The sequence below is a fragment of the Streptomyces sp. NPDC047886 genome (assembly GCF_043204435.1).
Classification (GTDB): Bacteria; Actinomycetota; Actinomycetes; order Streptomycetales; family Streptomycetaceae; genus Streptomyces.
In genome coordinates, this window is the sequence record NZ_JBIDCF010000001.1 from 1,210,197 (window position 1) to 1,233,539 (window position 23,343).

General features: G+C 72.0%; 21 protein-coding genes. 6 read left to right on the top strand and 15 right to left on the bottom strand.

Features of this window, described 5'->3' with window-relative positions:
* Nucleotides 1–246: 246 nt before the first annotated feature.
* From ACGF5U_RS05305 to clpS, 3 genes are all read right to left on the bottom strand, one after another.
* Nucleotides 247–1,761 (bottom strand): alanine/glycine:cation symporter family protein, encoded by a 1,515-nt coding sequence (locus tag ACGF5U_RS05305; protein WP_392713069.1) that lies wholly within the window; start codon nucleotides 1,759–1,761, stop codon nucleotides 247–249.
* A gap of 428 nt (nucleotides 1,762–2,189) precedes the next feature.
* On the bottom strand, nucleotides 2,190–2,831 hold the full coding sequence (locus ACGF5U_RS05310) for a DUF2017 domain-containing protein (protein ID WP_392713071.1): 642 nt from the start codon (nucleotides 2,829–2,831) through the stop codon (nucleotides 2,190–2,192).
* Nucleotides 2,831–3,145, bottom strand: a complete 315-nt coding sequence (clpS, locus tag ACGF5U_RS05315; RefSeq protein WP_392713215.1) for an ATP-dependent Clp protease adapter ClpS — start codon at nucleotides 3,143–3,145, stop codon at nucleotides 2,831–2,833. The genes ACGF5U_RS05310 and clpS overlap by 1 nt, the downstream gene beginning before the upstream one ends.
* A 106-nt stretch (nucleotides 3,146–3,251) precedes the next feature.
* Between clpS and ACGF5U_RS05320 the strand changes: the two genes are divergently transcribed.
* Together ACGF5U_RS05320 and ACGF5U_RS05325 are read left to right on the top strand one after the other, a co-directional pair.
* A complete protein-coding gene (locus tag ACGF5U_RS05320; protein WP_392713072.1) occupies nucleotides 3,252–4,592 on the top strand; it encodes a nicotinate phosphoribosyltransferase in 1,341 nt (446 codons plus the stop codon).
* Between the two features lie 170 nt (nucleotides 4,593–4,762).
* On the top strand, nucleotides 4,763–5,350 hold the full coding sequence (locus ACGF5U_RS05325; protein WP_392713073.1) for an isochorismatase family protein: 588 nt from the start codon (nucleotides 4,763–4,765) through the stop codon (nucleotides 5,348–5,350).
* A 227-nt stretch (nucleotides 5,351–5,577) separates the two neighbouring features.
* On the opposite strand, the gene ACGF5U_RS05330 is transcribed toward ACGF5U_RS05325, so the two are convergent.
* From ACGF5U_RS05330 to ACGF5U_RS05340, 3 genes are all read right to left on the bottom strand, one after another.
* Nucleotides 5,578–5,880, bottom strand: a complete 303-nt coding sequence (locus ACGF5U_RS05330) for a hypothetical protein (protein WP_392713075.1) — start codon at nucleotides 5,878–5,880, stop codon at nucleotides 5,578–5,580.
* A gap of 120 nt (nucleotides 5,881–6,000) precedes the next feature.
* Entirely contained in the window at nucleotides 6,001–8,439 is a 2,439-nt protein-coding gene (locus ACGF5U_RS05335) for an immune inhibitor A domain-containing protein (RefSeq protein ID WP_392713076.1), read from the bottom strand.
* 201 nt (nucleotides 8,440–8,640) lie between these two features.
* Nucleotides 8,641–11,118: an immune inhibitor A domain-containing protein gene (locus tag ACGF5U_RS05340; protein WP_392713077.1), complete on the bottom strand. Its 2,478-nt coding sequence runs from the start codon at nucleotides 11,116–11,118 to the stop codon at nucleotides 8,641–8,643.
* Between the two features lie 266 nt (nucleotides 11,119–11,384).
* Between ACGF5U_RS05340 and ACGF5U_RS05345 the strand changes: the two genes are divergently transcribed.
* The gene (locus tag ACGF5U_RS05345; RefSeq protein WP_392713078.1) at nucleotides 11,385–11,699 is read left to right on the top strand and encodes a hypothetical protein; all 315 of its coding nucleotides are present in this window, start codon (nucleotides 11,385–11,387) and stop codon (nucleotides 11,697–11,699) included.
* A gap of 4 nt (nucleotides 11,700–11,703) precedes the next feature.
* Here the strand turns inward: ACGF5U_RS05345 and ACGF5U_RS05350 are convergent, their stop codons facing one another.
* Together ACGF5U_RS05350 and ACGF5U_RS05355 are read right to left on the bottom strand one after the other, a co-directional pair.
* Nucleotides 11,704–12,399, bottom strand: a complete 696-nt coding sequence (locus tag ACGF5U_RS05350; protein ID WP_392713079.1) for an RDD family protein — start codon at nucleotides 12,397–12,399, stop codon at nucleotides 11,704–11,706.
* 102 nt (nucleotides 12,400–12,501) lie between these two features.
* Nucleotides 12,502–14,109: an RDD family protein gene (locus tag ACGF5U_RS05355; RefSeq protein ID WP_392713080.1), complete on the bottom strand. Its 1,608-nt coding sequence runs from the start codon at nucleotides 14,107–14,109 to the stop codon at nucleotides 12,502–12,504.
* 232 nt (nucleotides 14,110–14,341) lie between these two features.
* Here ACGF5U_RS05355 and ACGF5U_RS05360 point away from each other — a divergent pair, with 232 nt between their 5' ends.
* Entirely contained in the window at nucleotides 14,342–14,833 is a 492-nt protein-coding gene (locus ACGF5U_RS05360; RefSeq protein WP_392713081.1) for an SsgA family sporulation/cell division regulator, read from the top strand.
* 115 nt (nucleotides 14,834–14,948) lie between these two features.
* Here ACGF5U_RS05360 and ACGF5U_RS05365 read toward each other — a convergent pair whose 3' ends face one another.
* Nucleotides 14,949–16,397, bottom strand: coding sequence for an FAD-binding oxidoreductase (locus ACGF5U_RS05365; RefSeq protein WP_392713082.1), 1,449 nt, complete (start codon nucleotides 16,395–16,397; stop codon nucleotides 14,949–14,951).
* 98 nt (nucleotides 16,398–16,495) lie between these two features.
* On the opposite strand from ACGF5U_RS05365, the gene ACGF5U_RS05370 reads away from it, so the two are divergent.
* The gene (locus ACGF5U_RS05370; protein WP_392713083.1) at nucleotides 16,496–17,914 is read left to right on the top strand and encodes a tetratricopeptide repeat protein; all 1,419 of its coding nucleotides are present in this window, start codon (nucleotides 16,496–16,498) and stop codon (nucleotides 17,912–17,914) included.
* Between the two features lie 425 nt (nucleotides 17,915–18,339).
* On the opposite strand, the gene nthA is transcribed toward ACGF5U_RS05370, so the two are convergent.
* The 4 genes from nthA to hppD all read right to left on the bottom strand — a co-directional run bounded on the left by nthA (nucleotide 18,340) and on the right by hppD (nucleotide 20,686).
* The gene (gene nthA / locus ACGF5U_RS05375) at nucleotides 18,340–18,927 is read right to left on the bottom strand and encodes a nitrile hydratase subunit alpha (RefSeq protein ID WP_392713084.1); all 588 of its coding nucleotides are present in this window, start codon (nucleotides 18,925–18,927) and stop codon (nucleotides 18,340–18,342) included.
* Nucleotides 18,924–19,199 (bottom strand): SH3-like domain-containing protein, encoded by a 276-nt coding sequence (locus tag ACGF5U_RS05380; RefSeq protein WP_392713085.1) that lies wholly within the window; start codon nucleotides 19,197–19,199, stop codon nucleotides 18,924–18,926. Before ACGF5U_RS05380 ends, nthA begins: the two co-directional genes overlap by 4 nt.
* Nucleotides 19,192–19,473: a hypothetical protein gene (locus ACGF5U_RS05385; protein ID WP_392713086.1), complete on the bottom strand. Its 282-nt coding sequence runs from the start codon at nucleotides 19,471–19,473 to the stop codon at nucleotides 19,192–19,194. The genes ACGF5U_RS05380 and ACGF5U_RS05385 overlap by 8 nt, the downstream gene beginning before the upstream one ends.
* Nucleotides 19,474–19,540: 67 nt before the next feature.
* Entirely contained in the window at nucleotides 19,541–20,686 is a 1,146-nt protein-coding gene (gene hppD / locus ACGF5U_RS05390) for a 4-hydroxyphenylpyruvate dioxygenase (RefSeq protein WP_392713087.1), read from the bottom strand.
* A 121-nt stretch (nucleotides 20,687–20,807) separates the two neighbouring features.
* On the opposite strand from hppD, the gene ACGF5U_RS05395 reads away from it, so the two are divergent.
* Nucleotides 20,808–21,284 (top strand): Lrp/AsnC family transcriptional regulator, encoded by a 477-nt coding sequence (locus tag ACGF5U_RS05395; RefSeq protein ID WP_392713088.1) that lies wholly within the window; start codon nucleotides 20,808–20,810, stop codon nucleotides 21,282–21,284.
* Nucleotides 21,285–21,418: 134 nt separating this feature from the next.
* Here ACGF5U_RS05395 and ACGF5U_RS05400 read toward each other — a convergent pair whose 3' ends face one another.
* Entirely contained in the window at nucleotides 21,419–22,207 is a 789-nt protein-coding gene (locus tag ACGF5U_RS05400) for a PDZ domain-containing protein (protein WP_392713089.1), read from the bottom strand.
* Between the two features lie 172 nt (nucleotides 22,208–22,379).
* Entirely contained in the window at nucleotides 22,380–23,021 is a 642-nt protein-coding gene (locus ACGF5U_RS05405; RefSeq protein WP_392713090.1) for an IclR family transcriptional regulator, read from the bottom strand.
* Nucleotides 23,022–23,343 lie beyond the last annotated feature (322 nt).

Below are 23,343 nucleotides of genomic sequence, written 5' to 3' on the forward strand. Positions count from 1 at the left end.
CGGGATCGTTATACGGATTTGAACGTCCGTTGAGCGAACAGCGCGGGCCGTGCGAGGCGTACGGGCGGGGAGGACGCACGGGCGGCGACGGCGCACGGAACCGGAGGGCGCACGGAACCGGAGGGCGCACGGGCGGCGACGGCGCACGGGGCCGGAGGGCGCACGGGGCTGGAAACGGGTCCACCCGCACCGGTGGCCCGGTGCGGGTGGACTGTACTGCGGGTGTGCGGTGGTGCCGAGGTTCGGTCAGAGAGCCTTGACCGGCTCCTCCTCGCGCTCCTCCGGCTCCTCGCCGGCCTTGCGGCGACGGACGAACTCCAGGAAGGAGTCGAGCTCCTTCTTGACGACCGGGGCCAGCAGGTACAGGCCGATGATGTTGATGACGGCCAGCAGGAAGAGCACCGAGTCGGCGAGGTCGATCAGCGTGCCCAGGGACAGCAGCGAACCGACGACCACGAAGGCCGAGTAGAGGATCTTGAAGCTGATCTCGCTGGTCTTGCTGCGGCCGAAGAGGTGCGTCCAGGCCTTGAGGCAGTAGTAGCCCCAGGTGATCATCGTGGAGAAGGCGAACAGCAGGACCGCGATGGTGAGCAGGTACGGGAACCACGGCATCACGGTGGCGAAGGCGTCCGACGTGATGGTGACACCGCCGATGCTCTCGCCCTCACGGGCCTTCAGCCAGCTCTCCGGCCGCGCGATGACGATGGTCAGCGCGGTCATGGTGCAGATCACGACCGTGTCGATGAACGGCTCCAGCAGGGCGACCAGGCCCTCGCTCGCGGGGTGCTTCGTCTTGACCGCGGAGTGGGCGATCGGAGCGGAGCCCAGACCGGCCTCGTTGGAGAAGGCGGCGCGCTTGAAGCCGATGATCAGGGCGCCGATGACACCACCGGCGACACCCTGCGGGCTGAACGCCTCGGTGATGATCGTGGAGACGGCCGAGGGCAGCGCGGTGACGTTGGTCAGGATGACGACCAGGCAGGCCAGGATGTACATGATCGCCATGGCCGGGACCAGGCGGCTGGTGACCGAGGCGACGGAGCGGAGACCGCCGAGGAGGACCAGGCCGACGAGCGCGGCGATCAGCAGGCCGAAGAACAGCGCGTAGGTGGAGGAGCCGCCGCCGGTGACGGACGCCAGCTGGCTGTAGCTCTGGTTGGCCTGGAAGAGGTTTCCGCCGAAGAGGCCGAAGAACAGGACCATGACGGCGGCGGCGCTGGCGAGGATCTTGCCCGCCGTCTTGGCGCCCTCACCGAAGCGGTCGACGAGACCCTTGCGGAGGTACTGCATCGGGCCACCGGACACGGTGCCGTCCTCGTGCACCTCGCGGTACTTCACACCGAGGGTGACCTCGACGAACTTGGAGGCCATTCCCAGCAGACCACAGAGGATCATCCAGAACGTGGCACCCGGGCCGCCGATGGAGACGGCGACGGCGACACCGGCGATGTTGCCGAGGCCGACGGTGCCGGAGACGGCCGCGGTCAGGGCCTGGAAGTGGTTGACCTCACCGGCCGACCCCTTCTCGTCGTACTTGCCGCGGACCACATCGATCGCAAGCCGGAACTTGCGGAACTGGACGAACCCGAACCAGCCCGTGAACACCAGACCAGCGACGACGAGCCAGGCGACGATGAGCGGAAGCTCGGTACCGGCTACCGGGACCGAGTAGAAGACGATCTCGCCGAGCCACTTGGAGATGGGCTCGAAGAACTCGCTGACGTTTTTGTCGATGCTTGCGGTGATGGAGTCGAGTGACATCTGACTACCTCAATGGCGCAGGGACCTGCTGGGCGTGGCGCAGCAGAAGAGGGGTGCGGGGTTTTTGAGCGAACGCCGTTGTCCGATCGGCGACGTGTCACCCTCGCCGGCCGCGGACTCGGACGACGTGGGTTCCACAGGTCGTGCGCGCTGGAAGATCCAGCCCTCCACGGGCACGGCAGGGTGAGCCGCTGTGGAGTTGCGAAGTTTTACCACGTGTTTCGCTGATCGTTATGTGACACAGGTCACAGCATGGAAATTGAAACCGCTCCCGGGGCACAGAACCCCAGGAGCGGTGACTCGATCGTTATCCGGATTTGAGCGTCCGTTGAGCGAACGCGGTCAGAAGGTGTAGAAGGCATGTAGCGGATGGTCCCGCTGTGCGCTCGTTACCTGCGGCTTTGCCGCCGCATACCCCACGACACGCGCTACGGCATCAGGGTTTCGACCAGCGTCTCCTGCAGCGCGCCCAGCCACAGGTACGCCATCACCATGGGCTTGCGCGGGTCGGAGTCGGGCAGCCGGTACAGCTCGCCGTTCTCGTCCTCGTCGGTGACCTCCAGGCGGGTGCCGATGGTCAGCCGGAGGTCGTTGAGCGCGCCCAGCCAGCCGCGCGACTCGTCCGCGGTGAGCTCCAGGCGCCGCCCCTCGTCCTCCGCGCCGCCGGGCCCTTCCGCGCCGCCCGGCCCGCCCCGGCCCTCGCCGCCGCTGTCCCCGCCGGCCGACATGAGGCGCTGCAGGGTCCGTACGACGATGAGCGCGTCGCCGCGCTTGCGGGCGCGCAGGTCGTTCTCGGTGTAGCGGCGGAACTCGGCGGACGCCGCGCGCAGCTCCTCGCCGTCATCGCCGTAGGCGTCGGGGAAGAGCCGGGCGAGCGCCGGGTCGGCGGGGGGCTCGCTCGGACCGTCCTGGAACAGCGCGGCGAGCGGGTCCTCGCCCTGGGCAGGCTCGTCGCCGGGGCCGATCAGCTCCAGCAGCTGCACGGCCAGGGAGTGCAGGATGGAGATCTCGACCTCGTCCAGCAGGACGGCCGCCCCGCCGCCGGGCAGGGCCTCGAAGTGCCCGCTCATCAGCCGCGGTCCTGGGAGAGCGTCGCCCACAGTCCGTAGCCGTGCATCGCCTGCACGTCCCGCTCCATCTCCTCGCGGGTTCCGCTGGAGACCACGGCTCTGCCCTTGTGGTGGACGTCGAGCATCAGCTTGTGCGCCTTGTCCTTTGAGTAGCCGAAGTACGCCTGGAAGACGTAGGTGACATAGCTCATGAGGTTGACCGGGTCGTTGTGGACGATCGTCACCCACGGCACGTCGGGTTCGGTGACGGCGAAGCTCTCTTCTGCCGCTTCGGTGCGTTCGATCTCTACGGGAGCAACACTCACTCCCCCAATGCTGCCACTCGGGGTGAGGCACCGCACAAACGGGGCCGATCAGTGAGGGATGAGGACCCGAACGAGAAATCGTCACTCTGACGAGTATTCGGGGTAGCATCCGGGCATGAACGCTGCGGACCTTGGGCTCCCGGTGGCGGTTCCGTCCACCGCGCTCTTCACCGACCAGTACGAGCTGACCATGCTCCAGGCCGCGCTGCGGGGCGGCACCGCCGACCGGCGCTCGGTCTTCGAGGTCTTCACCCGGCGCCTCCCCGAGGGCCGGCGGTACGGCGTCGTGGCCGGCACCGGCCGCGTACTCGACGCCGTCGAGAACTTCCGCTTCGAGCCGGCCGTCCTCGGCTTCCTCCGCGAACGCGGCATCGTCGACGAGCCGACGCTCGCGTGGCTCGCCGACTACCGATTCACCGGGGACATCTGGGGTTACCCCGAGGGCGAGGTGTACTTCCCCGGCTCCCCCGTCCTGCGCGTCGAGGGCTCGTTCGCCGAGTGCGTGCTGCTGGAGACGGTGATCCTGTCGATCCTCAACCACGACTCGGCCATCGCGGCCGCCGCGTCCCGGATGTCGGCGGCGGCGGGCGGCCGGCGGCTCATCGAGATGGGCGCCCGCCGCACCCATGAGCTGGCCGCAGTGGCCGCCGCCCGCGCCGCGTACGTGGGCGGCTTCGACTCCACCTCCGACCTGGCGGCCGGGTTCCGCTACGGCATCCCCACGGTGGGCACGTCCGCGCACGCCTTCACCCTGCTCCACGACACCGAGCGGGACGCGTTCCGGGCGCAGGTGGAGTCCCTGGGGCGCGGCACGACCCTGCTCGTGGACACCTACGACGTGGCGGAGGCGGTGCGGGCGGCCGTGGAGACCGCCGGGACGGGGCTGGGCGCCGTCCGTATCGACTCCGGCGACCTGCTGCTGGTCGCGCACCGGGTCCGGCAGCAGCTGGACGAGCTGGGCGCGCGCGACACGCGGATCGTCGTCACATCCGACCTGGACGAGTACGCGATCGCGTCGCTGGCCGCCGCGCCCGTCGACGCGTACGGCGTCGGGACGCAGCTGGTGACCGGCAGCGGGCACCCGACCTGCTCGATGGTCTACAAGCTGGTCGCCCGCGCGGAGTCCGCCGACCCGGCGGCGCCGTTGCGGCCGGTGGCGAAGAAGTCGTCCGGCGGCAAGGTCTCGGTCGGCGGCCGCAAGTGGGCGGCCCGCCGGACGGACGCGGACGGCGTCGCCGAGGCGGAGGTCGTGGGCACCGGTCCCGTACCGGCGGACCTGGTGGACCGGCAGCTGCCGGTCCAGCTGGTCAAGGGCGGCGAGGTCGTGGCGCGCGAACCGCTGCAGGACGCACGCGCGCGGCACATCGCGGCGCGCGCGGGGCTGCCGATGTCGGCGGTCCAGCTGTCGCGGGGCGAGCCGGTCATCGCCACGGAGTACCTGACGGAGCACGCCTGACCACGTGCGCCGCGTGTGCACCCGGGAGGCGACGCCCCCTCCCGCCCGGCGGGCGAAGTCTCTAGGCTCGATTGCATCCCCGAAGCGCTCATGACCGACCGGCCCGCTCACCGACCCGCCCCCCGACGGCACGACCGCTGACCGCTCCCCACCACCGAAGGACAACCGCCATGCACCGCGCATTGATCGTCGTGGACGTTCAGAACGACTTCTGCGAGGGCGGCAGCCTCGCGGTGGCGGGGGGCGCGGACGTCGCCGCCGCCATCACGGATCTCGTGGGCGAGGCCGCCGGCGCCGTCTACCGGCACGTGGTGGCCACCCGCGACCACCACGTCGACCCGGGCGACCACTTCGCCGAGCACCCCGACTACGTCACCTCCTGGCCGGTGCACTGCGTGGCCGGTACGGAGGGAGTCGGCTTCCACCCGAACTTCGCCCCCGCCGTGGCGTCGGGCGCGATCGACGCGGTCTTCGACAAGGGCGCGTACGCGGCCGCGTACAGCGGGTTCGAGGGCGTGGACGAGAACGGCACCTCGCTGGCGGGCTGGCTGCGCGAGCGCGAGGTGACGGAGGTGGACGTGGTGGGCGTCGCCACCGACCACTGCGTCCGCGCGACCGCCCTGGACGCGGCCGCCGAGGGCTTCCGCACCCATGTGCTGCTCGACCTGACGGCGGGCGTGGCCGAGGAGACGACGCAGAAGGCGCTGGAGGAGCTGCGGGCGGCCGGCGTGGAGCTGAGCGGCAAGCCGGTCGTCTGACACCGCACGCCGCCGCCTGCGGCCCTCGGGGCTCACCGGGGCCGGGCGGGCGCCGCACGCCGCCGCCTGTAGCCCTCGGGGGCTCACCGGGACCGGGCGGGCGCCGCGCACTGCCGCCTGCGGCCCTCGGGCTCGCCGGGGCCGGCGCGGGTGCCCCGTCCGGCGCGGGCTCGCCACGGGCCCGCTGCGGGGCCGTCGACGGCTCGGGGCGGGCCCGCCGCGGGCCGCTACGGGCGGAGCAGGGCGCGTATCGGGTGCCAGAGCTCCTGGGCGTGACCCGGGTTGGTCCGCCAGAGCAGGCCGTCCGGGTGGTGGAGCACCGCCGTGATCTCGTCCGGGGTGGGCGGGTGGGTGTTGCCCCGCAGGTAGACCGCCCGGAGCCCGAGGTTCCGCAGCCTGGTCAGGGCGCGGGCCCGGTTCACGGCGTGGACGAGGATGCGTACCGTGGCGCCCTCGACGACCGGACTCGGCAGGCTGAGCGCGACCACCACGCTGCCTCCCGGCAACTTGCTGAAACCTCCACCGGGCATGTCGAACCGCTCCCCCGTGAGACGTGTGTCAATAAGAACCTGTCCGCTGCACCTAAACACGATCGGCCGCCGCCCGCTAGAGGGCGACGGCCGATCACGCTGTGACCTGCGGTGATGCGATTACCTGGTCGACGGACCCACCTTGACGGTGATCGTCTGGCCGTTCAGCGGCTGCTTGACGATCGCGATCCGGGTGTTGGTGTCAGTTACCTTGACACCGGCGCGAGCGGTCTCCTCGTACCAGTAGACGCCCTTGCGGTCGTCGAAGACCGGGTTGCCCCACTGGGAGCCGATGCGCGCGGCCTCGCCGGCCTTGTGCAGGGTGATGCCGTCCGTGCGGTACCAGCTGAACGGGGAGTCGTAGGACTGGATGCGGTTGCGCATCAGCGTCCCGTCCGTCCACTTCAGCGGCTTCGCGTGGGCGTCGATCGGGAGGATCATGCCCTCACCCGGGTGGGCGGCGGTGTTGTTGTCCTTCTGCGAGGTGTCCCACTGCCAGATCATCAGACCGGTCTGGTAGGGGTAGTGCTCCACCCAGCTGTCCTTGGTGCCCGCGAAGCCGAAGTTGTACGGGCCGACCTTGAGGGTCTTGTCGTACGACACGTACTGGCGGTTCTCGGCGATGTAGTACTGCGGGTACTCGTCCGTGATGGACGCGCCGATGCGGGAGAAGCCCTTCGCGGTCCAGCCCGCGTCGTCGCCCTCGGCGTCGTCCGAGAAGACCGGGGCGCCGTCCGCCGTCACCACGATCCCGTCGGCCGCGAAGCCCTTCTGGGCCACGCCGCCGTCCGTCTGGTAGCGGAAGCGGAGGTCGATCTTCTTGCCGGCGTACGCGTCGAGCGGGTACACGAGCTTCTTGTACGTCTCGGAGACACCGGTCAGCGCCGGGGCACCGGCCGCGTCGACCGGGATGGCCTTGCCGTCGGCGGTGCCGGCGAGCGCGGTCCACTGGGCGCCGCCGTCCGTGGAGACCTCGGCGTACAGGTAGTCGTACTCGTCCTCGATGTCCCACCAGCCGTCGAGCGACAGCTGGGCCGTGGCCTTGCCGGTCAGGTCGACGGAGCGGGTGAGGGTGTTCTTGAGGTCGTCACCCATGTTGCTCCACCACTGCTTGGAGCCCTCGGCCGGCTTCACGACCTCGGTGGTGACCTTCTTCTTCGGCAGCTCCACGACGAGCGCCTGCGGGTTCTTGGTGTTGTACGCCGCGACGCCCAGCTTGTGGGTCGACGCCGTGGCCGCCTTGGCCTTCTCGTAGTTGAGCCAGCCCAGCTGGAGCTTGTCCCAGGCGGTCATGTCGCCCGGCATGTCGCCGATCGCGTCCTTGCCGGTGCCGAGCCACGACCCGGACGACATCAGCGACCAGAAGCCGGTCGAGTTCTCCGCGCCGCGCAGGCCGGACGTGTCGTACAGGTCCGGCAGGCCGAGGTCGTGGCCGTACTCGTGGGCGAAGACGCCGAGGCCGCCGTTCTCCGGCTGCATCGTGTAGTCGCCGACCCAGATGCCGGTGTCGCCGATCTGCGTGCCGCCGGCCTTGTTGTTCTCGGGGCCGGTCTTGCCCGCGCTGGTGCCGTACGCGTACCAGCGGTGCGCCCACAGGGCGTCGCCGCCCTGGGCGCCGCCGCCCGCCGACTCGTCCTCACCGGCGTGCACGATCTGGAAGTGGTCGATGTAGCCGTCGGCCTCGTTGAACTCGCCGTCGCCGTCGAAGTCGTAGCGGTCCCACTTGTCGTACTGGGCCAGCTCCGTCTTGATCTGCTCGTCCGTCTTGCCCTTGGCCTTCTGGTCGGCGGCCCAAGCGGTCACACCGTCGCGGACGGCGTCCCAGACGTTGGCGCAGTTGGAGTTGCCGCAGTAGTTGGAGCCGTAGCGGGCCTCGTTGTACTCGACCTTCACCCAGTCCGAGACGCCGCCCTCGACCGAGTAACGGCCGGAGGAGGTGCGCTCGTAGTAGGTCTTGAGCGAGTGCTTCGGGTTGCCCTTGGCGTCCTTGCCCTCGCCGAAGTACAGGTCCTCGAAGTGCTTGCGGTCGTAGTCCTTCTGCCAGGCCGTCGAGTTGTCCTTCGTACGGTCCGGCTCGGCTATCTGGTTGTGCAGCGGGCCCGGCGTGCCACCGAACTTCGGCTTGAGCTCGTCGGTGTCGTCGTCCTTGCGGTCGACGAGGGTCTCGTTGTCGACCTTGTCGCCGAACTCCACGAGGATCGTGAAGATCTTGTCGGTCTTCTCCCGGCCGAGCTCGACGTACTTCTTGTTGTCGAGCTTGACGACCTGGGAGCCGCCGCGGCGCTCCACCTTGGACTCCCCGGACAGGACCTGCTCCAGCGCTGCTTCGCGCTGCTTGGCCTGCCGCTCGCTGAACGGGCCTTCGAGGTCGTGGTCGACCGCCGCCGCCTTCTCGTTCCCGTGGTCGTGCCCGGCGCCCGGTGCCGGGTCGACGCGCTCGATGCCCGCATCCGGGCGGTTGTCGGCCTGGGCCGTGGTGAGGGCTCCCGCTGTCGCGGCCGACGCGGCGAGCGCCACGATCACCGCGGACGCCCGGAACGCCCGTCGTCTGCTGTTCACTTGTCGTTTCCTCCCCTGCGCACCGCCGGCGCGGATGGGGGGTCAAGTGATTATCCGCGTGCGGTGCAGCGCCACAAGTGACGACATTCGACCGGACTTACGCGCGAAAAGACAGATCTTGACTTGGACAGGCCAAGTGCCCTATGTGGACATCGCGGTCCGTATAGCGGACGGAGCCGACCGGGCCCGCGTCCGCCTCGTTCACCTGGCCGAAGGGCCGACGAGCACCGTGACGGAGGAGCCGTCCCGGGACTGTCCCACCACCGCGATACGGGTGTTGGTGTCCCGGGTTCTGACGCTGCCGTACTTGTTCTCCTCGTACCAGTAGACGCCCCTGTGGTCGTCGAAGACCGGATTGCCCGCACGTCGGGGGATCCGCGTCGGTACGTCCTGCCGGTGCAGGGTGAAACCCGGCAGCGGGAACCAGCCGAAGGCCGCGTCATACGGGCTGATCTTGTTCGACATCGGTGAGCCGTCCGACCATCTCATCGGCTCCGGATGCGCGTCCACCGGCAGGAGCATGCCCTCGCCCGGGTGCTCGCTCACGTTGTTGTCCCGCCGCGAGGTGTCCCACTGCCAGATCAGCAGCCCCGGCCGGTAGGCGTAGTGCTCGACCCACCGGTTCAGCGGCGCGCCGAAGCCGAAGTTGTACGGGCCGGTCGCGAGGGTGCGGTCGTACGCCACATGGCGGCGGTTCTCGGCGATGTAGTACTGCGGGTGGTCACCGGTGACGGACGCGCCCACCCGGTCGAACCCCCGCGCCGTCCAGCCGCCCCCGTCCCCGCTCGCGCCGTCCTCGGCGGTGTCCTCGGCGTCGTCCGTGAAGAGCGGGACGCCGTCCGCCCGTACGGTGATGTCGTCGGCCGCGAACCCCTTGCCCGCCACCCCGCCGTCCGTCCGGTAGCGGAACCGTACGTCGATCCGCCGCCCGGCGTACGCGTCCAGCGGGAACACCAGCTTCCGGTACGTCTCCGACACGCCTGTCAGCGCCGGCCGGCCACCGCCGTCACGGGTGATCGGCTCGCCGTCGGCCGTACCGTCGAGGGCCTGCCAGCTCGCGCCGCCGTCCGTGGACACCTGCGTGTACAGGTGGTCGTAGTCCTTCTCGATGTCCCACCAGCCGTCCAGCTCCAGCGACGCCGTCGACCGGCCCGTCAGATCGACCGTACGGGCCAGGGTGTGCGACAGGTTGTCCCCGGAGCCGCTCCACCACTGCCGCGCGCCCCGGGCCGGCGTGACGACAGGGGTGGTCACCGTCTTCTTCGGCAGCTCCACCACCAGCGCCTGCGGCATCGCCGTCCGGTACGCCGCGACACCGAGCCGGTGCCTCGACGGGGTCGCGGCCTTCGCCTTCTCGTAGTCGAGCCAGCCCAGCTGGAGCTTGTCCCAGGCGGTCATGTCGCCCGGCAGGTCGCCGATCGCGTCCTTGCCGGTGCCGAGCCACGACCCGGACGACATCAGCGACCAGAAGCCGACCGAGTTCTCGACGCCGGGCACGTTGTTCGTGTCGTACAGGTCCGGCAGACCCAGGTCGTGCGCGTACTCGTGGGCGAAGACCCCGAGGCCGCCGTTCTCCGGCTGCATCGTGTAGTCGCCGACCCAGACACCGGTGTCGCCGATCGGCACCCCGCCCGCCTTGAAGCCGTCCGGGCCGGTGTCGCCCTCGTCACGGGCGTACGCGTAACCCCGGTGCGCCCAGACGGCGTCCGGACCCTGCGCCCCGCCGCCCGCCGAACCGTCCTCTCCCGCGTGCACGATCTGGAAGTGGTCGATATAGCCGTCGGGCTCGTCGAACACACCGTCGTTGTCGTGATCCGTACGGTCCCACACGTCGAACCGCGCGACCTCCTCCCTGATCCGCGCATCGGTCCAGCCGTCCGCCCGCTGCCGCGCCACCCAGGCGGCCACCCCGTCGCGGACCAGGTCCTCCACGTTGGGACAGTTGTTGCCGCCGCAGTAGTTGGACCCGTAGCGGGCCTCGTTGTACTCGACCCTCACCCAGTCCGAGACCTCGCCCTCCACCGAGTAGCGACCCGACGACACCTTCTCGTAGTACGTCTTGAGGGACTCGACGCCCGGCCCCTCGCCGAAGTACAGCCGCCGGTAGTGCGCCCGGTCGTAGTCGGGCTGCCAGGCGGTCGAGTTGTCCCGCGTACGGTCGGGCCGGGGTATGCGGTTGTGCAGCGGGCCGGGCGTACCGCCGTACTTGAGGACCGGCGGCCTGGGACCGGCCGCCCCGTCCGGGTCGTACATCGTGGTGTCGTCGACCTTGTCGCCGAACTCCACGAGGATCGTGAGGATCCGGTCGGTACGCTCCCGGCCCAGCTCGACGTACTTGCCGGGACCGAGCCTGACGACCCGTGACCCGCCCCGCCGCTCGGGCGTCGCCGCGCCGGACAGCACCCGCTCCAGGGCGGTACGCCGCTGGAGCGCCTGACGGGCACTGTACGGGCCGTCCACGACGTCCCCGTGACGGCCGCCGCCGTACCGGGCGCGGCTGTCGCGGGCGTCCCCTGCGGCGGGGATGGTGGCCGCGGGGGCGAGGGGGGCGGCGGGCGGGGCCGCGCCCGTGGCGGCGGCCGTCGTCGTCAGGGTCACCACGGCGGTGGCCGTCGTCGTCAGGGTCACCAGGGCGGCCAGCGCCGCCGACCGGTGGGAGAAGCGGGAAAAGTACGTCACTGGGCTGTGGTCCTCCCCCGTGCGCCACACGAGTTCTGAGCGGAGGGAACAAGCGGCGGAACCCGCCAGCGGGCGCTCGGATCCGGCCATTTGGCATAGGCCGTGATTCTGTGCGCCCCCCATGCACCGGTACCGTGGGTTAGGTCACGCTTACTACCGGTTCCTCTCGGGCATCCACCGTCGTAGAGTCGCAGGAGAGTGCGACTGCGTTGCTGCGAGACACCCCCAACCGATGCTCCACGTTGCTTCGAGGGACGGAAACCGCCATGCCGCGTCCGACCGCCGCACAGCTCGCCTACGGTTCGGCCACCGTCGTCTGCTCGACCGTCGCCATGCTCCTGCTGTTCCGCACGACGACCGGCATCGGTGTCACCGTCACCGCCGTCGCCGGACTCCTGCTGGGCCTCCTCGTCACCCTGGTCCTGCCGCTGGCGGCACGGGCGAGGGCGGCACGGAAAGCGGCACCGGCCCAGACGGCCGACGCGCCCCGTACGTCCGGTGCGGCCCGCACGGACGACGGCCTGGCGGCCCGGGTGCCCAGCCCGCGCGCCCGCGCGGGTGAGCACTCACTGCGTGGCTGAGCACTCACTGCGTGGCTGACACCACCACGGTCTTCGCCGCCTTGTCGTGCAGGCCCTGCTTGTAGGGCTTGTCGACCAGGATCAGCACGAGCAGCAGCAGGGGCCACAGACACGCGCAGCAGATCAGCGTCGGCAGCCAGAGCACGAGGGCCCGGATCAGGGCCACGTTGGTGGGCGGCACGGTGCCGTCGTTGAGCATGGCCACCCGAAGACCCATCAGGCGTTTGCCGAAGGTCTGCCCGTTCCGCTGCGTCATATAGGTGTCGTAGCCGATGTACGCCAGGATCCCGATGAGTTGGACGCCCCACTGTCCGCCCGACTGCCACGCGTCCGCGAAGCCCTCATTCCTGTCGCCGTCCGTCGTCCACCGGTAGATGTTCAACGGGAGGACGAGGAGCGCCAGCGGCACGGCGATGATGAGCCAGTCGATGAGGCGCGCCAGGATCCGCTTCCCGGACTCCGCGAGCGGCGGCATCCCGGCGAGCGGATCGGCGCCGCCGTATCCGAAACCGCCCCCGCCGCCGTGTCCGCCCCCGCCGTCATAGGGGCTTCCGCCGCCGTAGGGGCTCCCGCCGTACGGACCTCCGCTGCCGGGCGGAGGCGGGGGCGGCGCCGGAGGAGGCTCCGACGAGTCCTGCGGCGGCTTGCGGAACCGATCGTCCTCGGGCGGCCGGCCGGACGCCGGCGGTTCGTCGCTCATGAGGGCAGTGCATCCCGCCCGATGCCCCCTCGCATCCGCTCAGGTGCGTTCGGGGGAAGGGGCGGTACGCGGCCCGGCCGGCCGCGCGAGGCAGCCGGACCGCTACCCCGCGACGAACGTGCGGGCCGCCTTGTCGTGCCAGCACTGGCGCCACGGCCGGTCGAACAGGCACCACAGGACGTTGAGGACACCGATCACGAGGATGCCCAGCACCCCGTAGACCAGCCAGCGGCGCAGCGCGGCGCCGAACGTCGGCGGCTCGTGCGCCTCGATGTCGCGCACCTCGAGGCCGCACAGCTTCTTGCCGAGCGTCCGGCCCCACTTGGCGGTGGGAAGCGCCTCGTACAGCACGCCCAGCACCAGCAGCGCGGCGAGCACGATACCCAGGTACGTGGACGTCGTGCCGTCCAGGAGCCACACCGTGACCGTCTCGCCCGACAGCTTCGCCTGCTGGATCTTGCCGTCGATGTGGTCGAGGGCCTTGACGACGAACGGCGCGGAGACGCCGCCGACGGCCGCCCCGAGCACCACCGTGTCGATGAGCCGCGCCACCAGCCGCTTCCCGAGCCCGGCCGGACGGGCCGATGCCTGCGCCTGGGCCGCCCTCAGGAACGGGTCGTCGACCGGGGGCTTCCACGGCACCACCGGCTGGCCCGGCTGGGCGGCCCCGCCCCCCGGAGTGGCCTGCGCGGGCTGGGCGAGCTGGTGCACCTGCTGCGCCCACGAGGCCGAACCGCCGCCCGGCCCCTGGGTGAGGGGCGTGGACGCGGCCGGGGTGACGGGCGCGCCCGGGGCCGCCTGGCCGGCGGCGGGCGTCACCGACGGGGCGGACTGCGCCGCCGCCGGCTGCGGCGCGAGCGGCTGCGCCTGCTGGGATTGCGGGGGTTGGTGGGGTTGGGGAGATTGGTGGGGTTGGGGAGATTGGTGGGGTTGGTGGGGTTGGTGGGGTTGGTGGGGTTGGTGGGGTTGCTGAGTTTGGTGGGCCTGGTTGGATTGCGGTGCTTGCTGCGCCTGCTGCGGCGAACTGCCCTGCGCGGGCTGGCCGGGCTGGCCGGGCTGGCCGGGCGACTGCGCCGACTGCGCCGGGGGGCGCGACTGCGCGGGCACGTGCGGCGCCTCCGGCCGGGCCACCCCCGGCCGGATGGTCATCGTGCCGTCGGGGACACCGGGCGCGGGCGCCGGGCGGGGCTCGGGCACCGGGTCCGGTCCCACCTGCCGTACGCCGGGCAGCGCGCCGCCCGTCGGGTCGGCCGCGGGAGCCGGGCGGCGGGGGTCCCGGGCGTCGGCGCCCCAGGAGACGCGGGCGTCCCGCTCCCCACCGAACCCGCTCTGCCGCGAGACGTCGGCCTGCCAGGCGGCCGCGGGCTCCGGCCGGCCCGCGGGGCCGGGCTCCGACTGGGTCCCGGCGAGCGGCTCCTCGTCGAAGAAGACCGGCCCGGTCTCCTCGACGGCCCGTACGGGCGCGGGCGACGGCGACCCGGCCGGCGCGGGAGTCGGGGCCGGGCTCGGCGCGGCCGGCGCGGGGGCCTGGGCCGGGATGGCCCCGGCCGGGGGCGCCGGCATGGCATCGCCCTCCTTGGGCGCGGGCCTGCTGGTCCCGGGCACCCACGACGCGCCGTTCCAGTACCGGACGTACCCGGGGATGGACGGGTCGGGGTAGTAGCCGGGCGTGGGGCTGCCGTCGCCGGTTGCCGGGGTTGGGGCGCTCATCACCGTGGTCCCGTATCTCCTCGAGGGCCTCAATTCAAGGCACCACATCTATCAGACCGCCGGAGGCCCCCGGGCCGGTCGTTCGGCAAGGGGCACCATCCGGTCACACGACTGTCACGCAAAGTAACAGAAAGTTGTCGGCGAAAGTCGCGTAATGAAAACGGTCGAACCCGCTCTCGTTCTGTGCGGCCCGCTCCGGGGCCGTACCGAGGTAGCGGAAGGACGCAGAGCCATGGAGCGGAACAACACCGTGATCGAGCGCGAGCTGGAGCTGAAGCTGGTCCTGTCGCCGGAGCGCAGCGTGCCCGTTCCGGCCCGGCTGTCGTACCGCACCGCCGACCCGTACGCGCTGCACGTCACCTTCCACATCGGCTCCGACCACCCGGTGAACTGGACGTTCGCCCGCGAACTGCTGGTCGAAGGGGTGTTCAGGCCGTGCGGGCACGGCGACGTGCGGATCTGGCCGACCAAGGTCGAGGGCCGCGACGTCATCCTGATGGCGCTGTCGTCGCCGGACGGCGACGCGCTGCTGGAAGCCCCGTCGGCGCAGGTGTCGGCATGGCTGGAGCGGACGCTGCGGGCGGTGCCGCCGGGCACGGAGGCGGAGCGGCTCGGCCTGGACGACGGGCTGGCCGAACTGCTGGCCTGCACGGCCGGCGGCCGCGACGACCTGTGGCCGCGCGACCTCCGGCCCTCCGACGAGACGCAGGACGGAGACGCGTGACGCGCGGGCCCTCGCCCCGCGCGAGGACCGGCGCGGCCGGTGGGGCCGGGTGGGGCTGGGGACGGTGGGGCTGGGGACGGTGGGGCTGGGGACGGTGGGCCGGTGGGAGCCTGGGTCAGAAGAGTTTGCCGGGGTTCAGGATGCCGAGCGGGTCGAACGTGGCCTTGATGCCCCGCTGCAGTTCGATCCCCACCGGGCCGAGTTCGCGCGCGAGCCACTTCTTCTTCAGCACGCCGACGCCGTGTTCGCCGGTGATGGTGCCACCGAGCTCCAGACCGAGCGCCATGATCGCGTCGAACGACTCACGGGCGCGCCGGGACTCGTCGGGGTCGGTGTGGTCGAAGCACACGACGGGGTGCGTGTTGCCGTCGCCCGCGTGGGCGCACACCCCGATGGTGAGGTCGTACTCGGCGGCGATCGCCGCCGTACCGTCCAGCATCGCGGCGAGCCGCGAGCGGGGCACGCACACGTCGTCGATCATCGTCGCGGACGAGACCGTCTCCAGCGCGGTGAGCGACATCCGGCGGGCCTTGAGGAGGAGTTCGGACTCCGCGGCGTCCTCGGCGGGCACGACTCCGGTCGCTCCGGCCTCCGTGCACAGCGCGCCGACAGCGGCCAGGTCGGCGGCCGGGTCCGGGGTGTCGAACGCGGCGAGCAGCAGCGCCTCCGTCGACTCGGGAAGCCCCATCCTGCCGAGCCGGTTGACCGCCTGGACGGTCGTGCGGTCCATGAGTTCGAGGAGTGACGGGGTGTGGCCGCGCTCCATGATGGCGCAGACGGCGTCACAGGCCGCCTTGACGGAGGAGAACTCGGCGGCCAGGACGAGCTGGGCGGGCGGCTGCGGCTTGAGCGCCAGGACGGCCCGTACGACGATGCCGAGGCTGCCCTCGGAGCCGACGAACAGCCGCGTGAGGTCGTAGCCGGCGACGCCCTTGGCGGTGCGGCGGCCGGTGGACAGCAGACGGCCGTCGGCGAGGACGACGTCCAGGCCGAGCACGTACTCGGCCGTCACCCCGTACTTGACGCAGCACAGGCCGCCGGACGCGGTGCCGATGTTCCCGCCGATGGTGCACATCTCCCAACTGGACGGGTCGGGAGGGTAGGACAGGCCGTGCTCGGCGACCGCCCGGGACAGCGTGGCGTTGACGACGCCCGGTTCGACGACGGCGATACGGTCGGTGGGGTTGATCTCCAGGATGCGGTCCATCTTGGTGAGGGACAGCACGACGCAGCCGTCGGTGGCGTTGGCGCCGCCGGACAGGCCCGTGCGGGCGCCCTGCGGAACCACCGGCACGCGGAGCGCGGTCGCCGTACGCATCACATGCTGGACCTGCTCGACCGTACGCGGCAGCACGACCACGGCGGGCGCTCCGGCAGGGCAGAAGCTCGCCATGTCACGGGAGTAGGAGCCGGTGACGTCGGGGTCGGTGATCAGTGCGTCTTCGGGGAGGCCCGTACGCAGCCGCGTCAGGAGTTCCGGTGTGGGCGCGGGTGTGGGTGTGGGTGTGGGTGGGGGCGCGGGGCTGGGTGCGGATGCGGGTACGTGCTCGTCACGCTCGTCCATGATCCCAGCCTCGCACCCGGGGCCATCGGTGTGAACCCGTCCACTACACGGCCCGCGAGTGGCCGGTGTGCTCGTCGTACCGACGCACAGTGAGCGGCATGAAGACGGAACGGGTGTCCCAGACGGTGCTGCTCGCATGGGCGGGCGCGGTGGTGGCGTGCGCGGTCGTGCTGTACGCGCCGATCGGTGTGCCCTGGCCCGGCGGGAGCGGTCCCGCCGGGGACGGGCCGCCGCCGGCCCCAGGCCCCGCCGCACGGGCGGTCGCGGCCGCGCACGCGGGGGCGCAGGCATCGCTGCCCGAGCTGGCCGCGCTGATCACGGACCGGGAGAAGTGGCTGCGCGCCCACCCGGGCGACGACGCGTCCTGGGCGGCGCTGGGCGCCGCGTACGTGGAGCGTGGCGCCCGCACGGGCCGGGCGGCCGACTTCCCGCGTGCCGAGCGGGCCCTGAAGCGGTCGCTGGCCGCGCACCCGGCCGCCGAGGGCAACGTCGACGCGCAGCTCGCCATGGGCGCCCTCGCGAACGCGCGCGGCGACTTCCGCGCCGCGAAACGCTGGGGCGAGGCGGCCGCGAAGCAGCGGCCGCGCCGGTGGCAGACGTACCCCGTGCTGATCGACGCGTACGGCGGGCTCGGCGACCAGGCGGCGGCCGGCAAGGCGGCCGAACGGCTGCGGGAGCTGCGCTCGGGCGCGCCCGCGCTGACCGGGGCCGCGCGGGTGTACCGGGACCTGGGCTGGCGGGAGGACGCGGCGGCGGCCGCGCAGGACGCCGTGGCGCTCGCCGCGAGCCCGGCGGAGAAGGCCGCGTGCCTGGCCCGCCTCGGGGACCTCGCCTGGGAGCGGGGCGAGCCACGGGAGGCGGCCCGCCATTACGGCACGGCGCTGCGGCTCGTACCCGGCCACGCCCCGTCCCTGGTGGGCCGGGCGCGGGCGCTCGCGGCGCTCGGCCGTCCTGCGGAGGCCGGGCGGGACTACGAGGCGGCGCTGAAGGCGGCGCCGCTGCCCCGGTACGCGCTGGAGGCGGGCGACTGGTCCGCGTCCCGAGGCCGGGTGGCGGAGGCCGAGGCGCGGTACGCGGTGCTGCGCGCGCGGGCCGCCGAGGGAGCCGCGCACGGGGTGAACCAGTCGCTGGTGCTGGCCCGGTACGAGGCGGACCACGGAACGCCGGACAGGGCGGTGACGTGGCTGCGGGCCGAATGGGCGCGGGGGCACCGGTCGGCGGAGGTGGCCGACGCCCTCGGGTGGGCGCTGCTGCGGGCCGGGCGGGCGGCGGAGGCCCTGCCGTACGCGCGTCGAGCCACGGAACAGGGCCCGCGCAGCGCCCTGTTCTCGTACCACCGGGCGGAGATCGAACGGGAGCTGCAGCTGTACGGGGCCGCGCGCCGCCACCTCGACGAGGCCCTGCGGACCAACCCGTCCTTCTCGCCGCTGCTGGCCCCGAAGGCCCGGGCGGCACTCGCGGAACTCGGCGACCCGCCGCCCGGCGGCCCCTCGGCCGCCCGGGGGCGGGTGGGGTGAGGGCTCTGCGGTGGGTTGGTGGGTGGGTGGGGTCCTGCCGCGCTGTGGACGGGTGTTGGGTGGGTGGGGTCCTGCCGCGCTGTGGACGGGTGTTGGGTGGGTGGGGTCCTGCCGCGCTGTGGGTGGGGGGGGATGGTGGGTGTCTTGCTGCTTCGGTGGGTGGGGTCCTGCCCGCTGTGGGTGGGTGGTGGGTGGGTGCCTTGCTGCCGGTGGGTGGGTGCTCTTCCGCCGGTGGGTGGGCGGGGGGGGGGGGGGGGGGGGGGGGCGCGGGGGGGGGGGGGGGGGGGCTCTCCCGCGGGGGGGGGGGGGGGGGCGCTCCGGGCTCGCCTCCTCGGGGTCGGAGGGTTCGGCTGCCGGAAACCGAGGCGTTGCGTGTCCTCCGATCCCCTGCGGGGGCGACCCTGCGCGCCCCCTTCCGCCGGTGGTCAGACCGCTGCCGTACCGATGAGGCCGTTACGGGTGACCAGGGCGGCCAGTTCGGCCTCCGCCAGGCCGGCGGTGCCCTCGGGGCGGCGGGGCAGGACCATGTAGCGGGTCTCGGATGTGGAGTCCCACACCGTGATCGTCGTCTCCTCCGGCAGCCGCAGGCCGAACTCGGCCAGGACGGCGCGGGGTTCGCGGACCACCCGCGAGCGGTACGCCTCCGACTTGTACCAGCTGGGCGACGGGCCGAGCAGCCGGATGGGGTAGCAGGAGCAGAGGGTGCAGACGAGCACGTTGTGGACGTCCGCCGTGTTCCGTACGACGCGCAGCCGTGGCCGGTGCGCGCTGCCGGTGGTGTAGCCGAGCTCGGCGACGGCCGCGTTGCCGTCCGCGAGCAGCCGTGCGCGGAAGTCCCGGTCGGTCCAGGCGCGGGCGACGATATGGGCGCCGTTCGCCGGGGACGCGCCGGTGAGGAAGGCGTCGAGCACCTCGTCCAGGGCTTCGCCGGACACGATGCCGCGCTGTTCGAGGAGGGTCTCGAGCCGGCGTACCTGACGGGAGATCAGGGCGTCGGAGTGTGCCTCGGTCACTGGTCCTCCACGTGCAGGTAGCTTTCGAACAGGTCGAGTACGACGTCATGGTCGCCCTCGCCCCACAGGTCGCGGGCGCTGAAGCGGACCGCGTACACCTGTTCCACCGGTGCGTCGGCGCCCTGGGCGCGGACGTCCGCCAGCGGGGAGCGGCCCTCCGGCTCGACGACCGTGCCGCGCTTTCCCCGGGCGTAGCGGGGCAGCCGGGTGTGGTGCGGCGGGTCGTGGTCGAAGGTCCGGACGACGGTGCCCGGCGGGAAGCGGTCAGTCATCGAGCGCTCCCGGCGGGATGAGGCCCTTGCGCTCCAGCAGGGTGCGCATCGCGTGGAACCAGCGCTCGTAGTAGGAGGCGGCGAGGTAGTCGGCGGTCGGCATCGTCTCGATGGCGTCGCGGAACTCGTCCAGGTCGATGACCCCGGCGGCGATGAGGGCGCGGTTGACGGCGAAGACGCGGGCCTCCCAGTCGGCGTGGAAGGGTTCGGTGTCGTCGGTCGTGTCGATGGGGCCGAAGCCCTGCATGCCGCCCACGTCGTTGATCCTGGCCATGATCGGCACTGTAACGGCCAGTGGCCCCGCGGGTCAGGTCCACGGGGCCACAAGTCGCCGACGGCGCCTACAGGTTGCCGCGCTTGGCCTGCTCGCGCTCGATCGCCTCGAACAGGGCCTTGAAGTTGCCCTTGCCGAAGCCCATCGAGCCGTGCCGCTCGATCAGCTCGAAGAAGACGGTCGGCCGGTCCTGGACCGGCTTGGTGAAGATCTGCAGCAGGTAGCCGTCCTCGTCGCGGTCGGCGAGGATCTTCAGCTCGCGCAGGGTCTCGATCGGGACGCGGGTGTCGCCGACCCACTCGCCGAGGGTGTCGTAGTACGAGTCGGGGGTGTCGAGGAACTGGACGCCGGCCGCGCGCATGGTGCGGACGGTGGCGACGATGTCGTTGGTGGCCAGCGCGATGTGCTGGACGCCGGCTCCGCCGTAGAACTCCAGGTACTCGTCGATCTGCGACTTCTTCTTCGCGATCGCCGGCTCGTTGATCGGGAACTTCACCTTCAGCGTGCCGTCGGCGACGACCTTCGACATCAGGGCGGAGTACTCGGTGGCGATGTCGTCGCCCACGAACTCCTTCATGTTGGTGAAGCCCATGACCTTGTTGTAGAACGCCACCCACTCGTTCATCCGGCCGAGTTCCACGTTGCCGACGCAGTGGTCGATGGCCTGGAAGGTGCGCTTGGCCGGCGGCTCGACGAGCGGCTGCGCGGCGACGAAGCCGGGCAGGTACGGGCCGTCGTAGCCGGACCGCTCCACCAGGGTGTGGCGGGTCTTGCCGTAAGTGGCGATGGCGGCGAGGACGACCGTGCCGTGCTCGTCCTTCACCTCGTACGGCTCCGTGAGGCCGGTCGCGCCGTGCTCGACGGCGTACGCGTACGCCTTGCGCGCGTCCGGGACCTCGATGGCGAGGTCGATCACGCCGTCGCCGTGCTCGGCGACATGGTCGGCGATGAAGCGGCCGCGGTCGGTGGACACCTTGATCACGGAGGTGAGCACGAAACGGGCGGCACCGTTGGTCAGGACGTAACTGGCGGTCTCGCGGCTGCCGTTCTCCGGTCCGGAGTAGGCCACGAGCTTCATTCCGAAGGCCGTGGAGTAGTAGTGCGCGGCCTGCTTGGCGTTGCCGACGGCGAAGACGACCGCGTCCATCCCCTTCACCGGGAAGGGGTCGGCCTGCCGAGCGGTGTCAGGGGTGTGAGGCATGGTCTCAGTCATGGCGGCAGGCTCTCTCCGATCCACAAGCTGCGCAATAGTTCGCGAATCCTCTGGGCAATCCGTATAGCCGGGACGCACTATGGGAGGGCGTTGTGTACAGGATGACCACTGGGAGGCCGTCATGGCGATCGATCATCTGGACGGCAGGCTCATCGCGCTTCTGGCGCGTGAGCCGAGGATCGGTGTGCTGGAGGCGTCGCGCCGGCTCGGTGTGGCCCGGGGCACCGTCCAGGCCCGTCTGGACCGGCTCCAGTCCAACGGGGTGATCAGGGGCTTCGGCCCGGACGTGGATCCGGCGGCGCTCGGTTATCCGGTCACGGCGTTCGCCACGCTGGAGATCAAGCAGGGCAAGGGCGCGGACATCCGGGAGCATCTGGCGGGGGTGCCGGAGGTGCTGGAGCTGCACACCACGACGGGCCACGGCGACATGCTGTGCCGGCTCGTGGCCCGCTCGAACGCGGACCTCCAGCGGGTGATCGACCGGGTCGTCGGCTTCGACGGCATCGTGCGGGCGTCCACGGCGATCGTGATGGAGAACCCCGTACCGCTGCGGATCATCCCGCTGGTGGAGCAGGCCGCCGGTGACGACCCGGCCTGATCGGCGGCGGTGGGCCGGGGCGGGGCGGGCGCGGCGAGCGGTGGCGGGGTCGGCGGGTGACCGCGGGTGGCCGGCTCGCGGTGGCCAGCTCGCCGGTGACCGGGGCGCGGGTGACCGGGGCGCGGGTGGCCGGGTCAGCAGCTGGGGACCTTGCCGCCGCGCTCCAGGGCGCGCAGCGACGACACCGCGTCGTCCAGCGTCGACACGGGGACGAGCCGCAGACCCTCGGGAGCCTCGGCGCGGGCGTCGGAGCACTCGTCCTTCGGTACGAGGAAGACGGTGGCGCCGTCACGGGCGGCGGCCTGCGTCTTGAGGGAGACCCCGCCGACGGCGCCGACCTTCCCGTCGGGCGTGATCGTCCCCGTACCCGCGATGGTCCGCCCGCCGGTGAGGTCACCGCCCGAGCCGTCGCCGTCGAGCTTGTCCACGATGCCGAGCGAGAACAGCAGCCCGGCGCTGGGGCCGCCGATGTCCGCGAGGTGCAGCGTGACCTCGACGTCCTCGGTACTCTTGCCCAGGTGGCCGAGGGCGGCCAGGACGGCGCTGTTCTGCGACTCCTTCATCTGCCCGAGGTTGCGCTTCTCGATCTCCTGGTCGGACTTGCCGGCCGGGTAGACGGAGTCGTGCGGCAGTACGGCGCGGTCCGTGCGGAACCAGCTCGCCGCGACGTCGGCGAGGTCGAGGTCCGTGCCGGGCCCGGTCGCCAGGATCGTCGTCATCAGCAGCCGGCCCTCGGTCTGCCGCACGGGCGCCCCGGAGACGGTGATCACCTGCCGCCCCTTGTCGGCGCCGAGGACGTCCGCGGTCGAGCCGGGCTGCGCGATGGCGAACGGCAGCGGCGCGAACCCGGCGACGGCCAGCAGCGCGAGGACGGGCAGGGCGCACAGGGCGAGAGCACGGGGGCGCGTGAGGCTGGAGAGCACGACGCCAATCTATCGGCCGAGCCCCATGAGCCGCCTGCCCCACCCTCCTCGGCCGGCGTCGGACGCGGGGGCGCGGGGCGCGGGATGCGAGCTACGGGAGGCGAGCTGCGGGGTGCCTGGCTGGCCGGCCGTCGGCCCCGCCCGTGCCCGCGTCGGCACCGGAGCGTCCGCGTCAGCGCAGCGCGTCGGCCACTTCGCGGGCGGCATCGACCACGCGGGGGCCGACCCGCTCCGGGACGGCGTCCGCGAGCATGACCACGCCCACGCTGCCCTCCACGCCCGTCACGCCCAGCAGCGGGGCGGCGGCTCCGCTCGCGCCGGCCTCCAGCTCCCCGTGCGTGAGCGTGTACCCGGGCTCCGGCAGGCCGCCCTGGCGGGCCCCGAGGATCGCGCGGCCGGCCGCGCCCCGGTCGAGCGGGTGGCGGAAACCGGCACGGTAGGCCACGTGGTAGTCCGTCCAGGTCGGTTCGACGACCGCGACGGCGAGCGCGTCGGTGCCGTCGACCAGCGTGAGGTGGGCCGTCGCCCCGATGTCCTCGGCCAGCGACCGCAGGGCGGGCAGCGCGGCCTCCCGTACCAGCGGGTGGACCTGGCGGCCCAGCCGGAGCACTCCGAGGCCGACCCGGGCACGGCCACCGAGGTCACGGCGTACGAGCGCGTGCTGTTCGAGCGTGGCGAGCAGACGGTAGACGACGGTGCGGTTGACACCGAGCCGGTTGGACAGCTCGGTGACGGTCAGCCCGTGGTCGGTGTCGGCGAGCAGTTTGAGGACGCGCAGTCCTCGGTCGAGCGTCTGGGAAGTCTCCGCGGTCACGACGCCCTCTCCTTCGGAGTGAGTGACGGCGGACACTCTCAAGGCTTCAGCGACACCTGTCCCATAGGCGTCGCACCGAGAGGCCGCCGGCAGGCCATGGCACACCGGCTGCGCTCCGCGGCGGCGCTGCCACGGGGCGTTTGCATGTGCCCGGACAGTAGCGACCGTCTCCGCTCAGCGGAAGACCTCGTCCAGAATCCGGGCGTCGATGGGGAGTTGCTCCGGGTTTGTGGCGCTAGGCACGGAAGCGCCCCGAAGCCGTACCCGAAAGGCACGTCCCCGGGGCGCCCGGAACCGGTCCGCGCGGCGCCGGCCGCGGCGG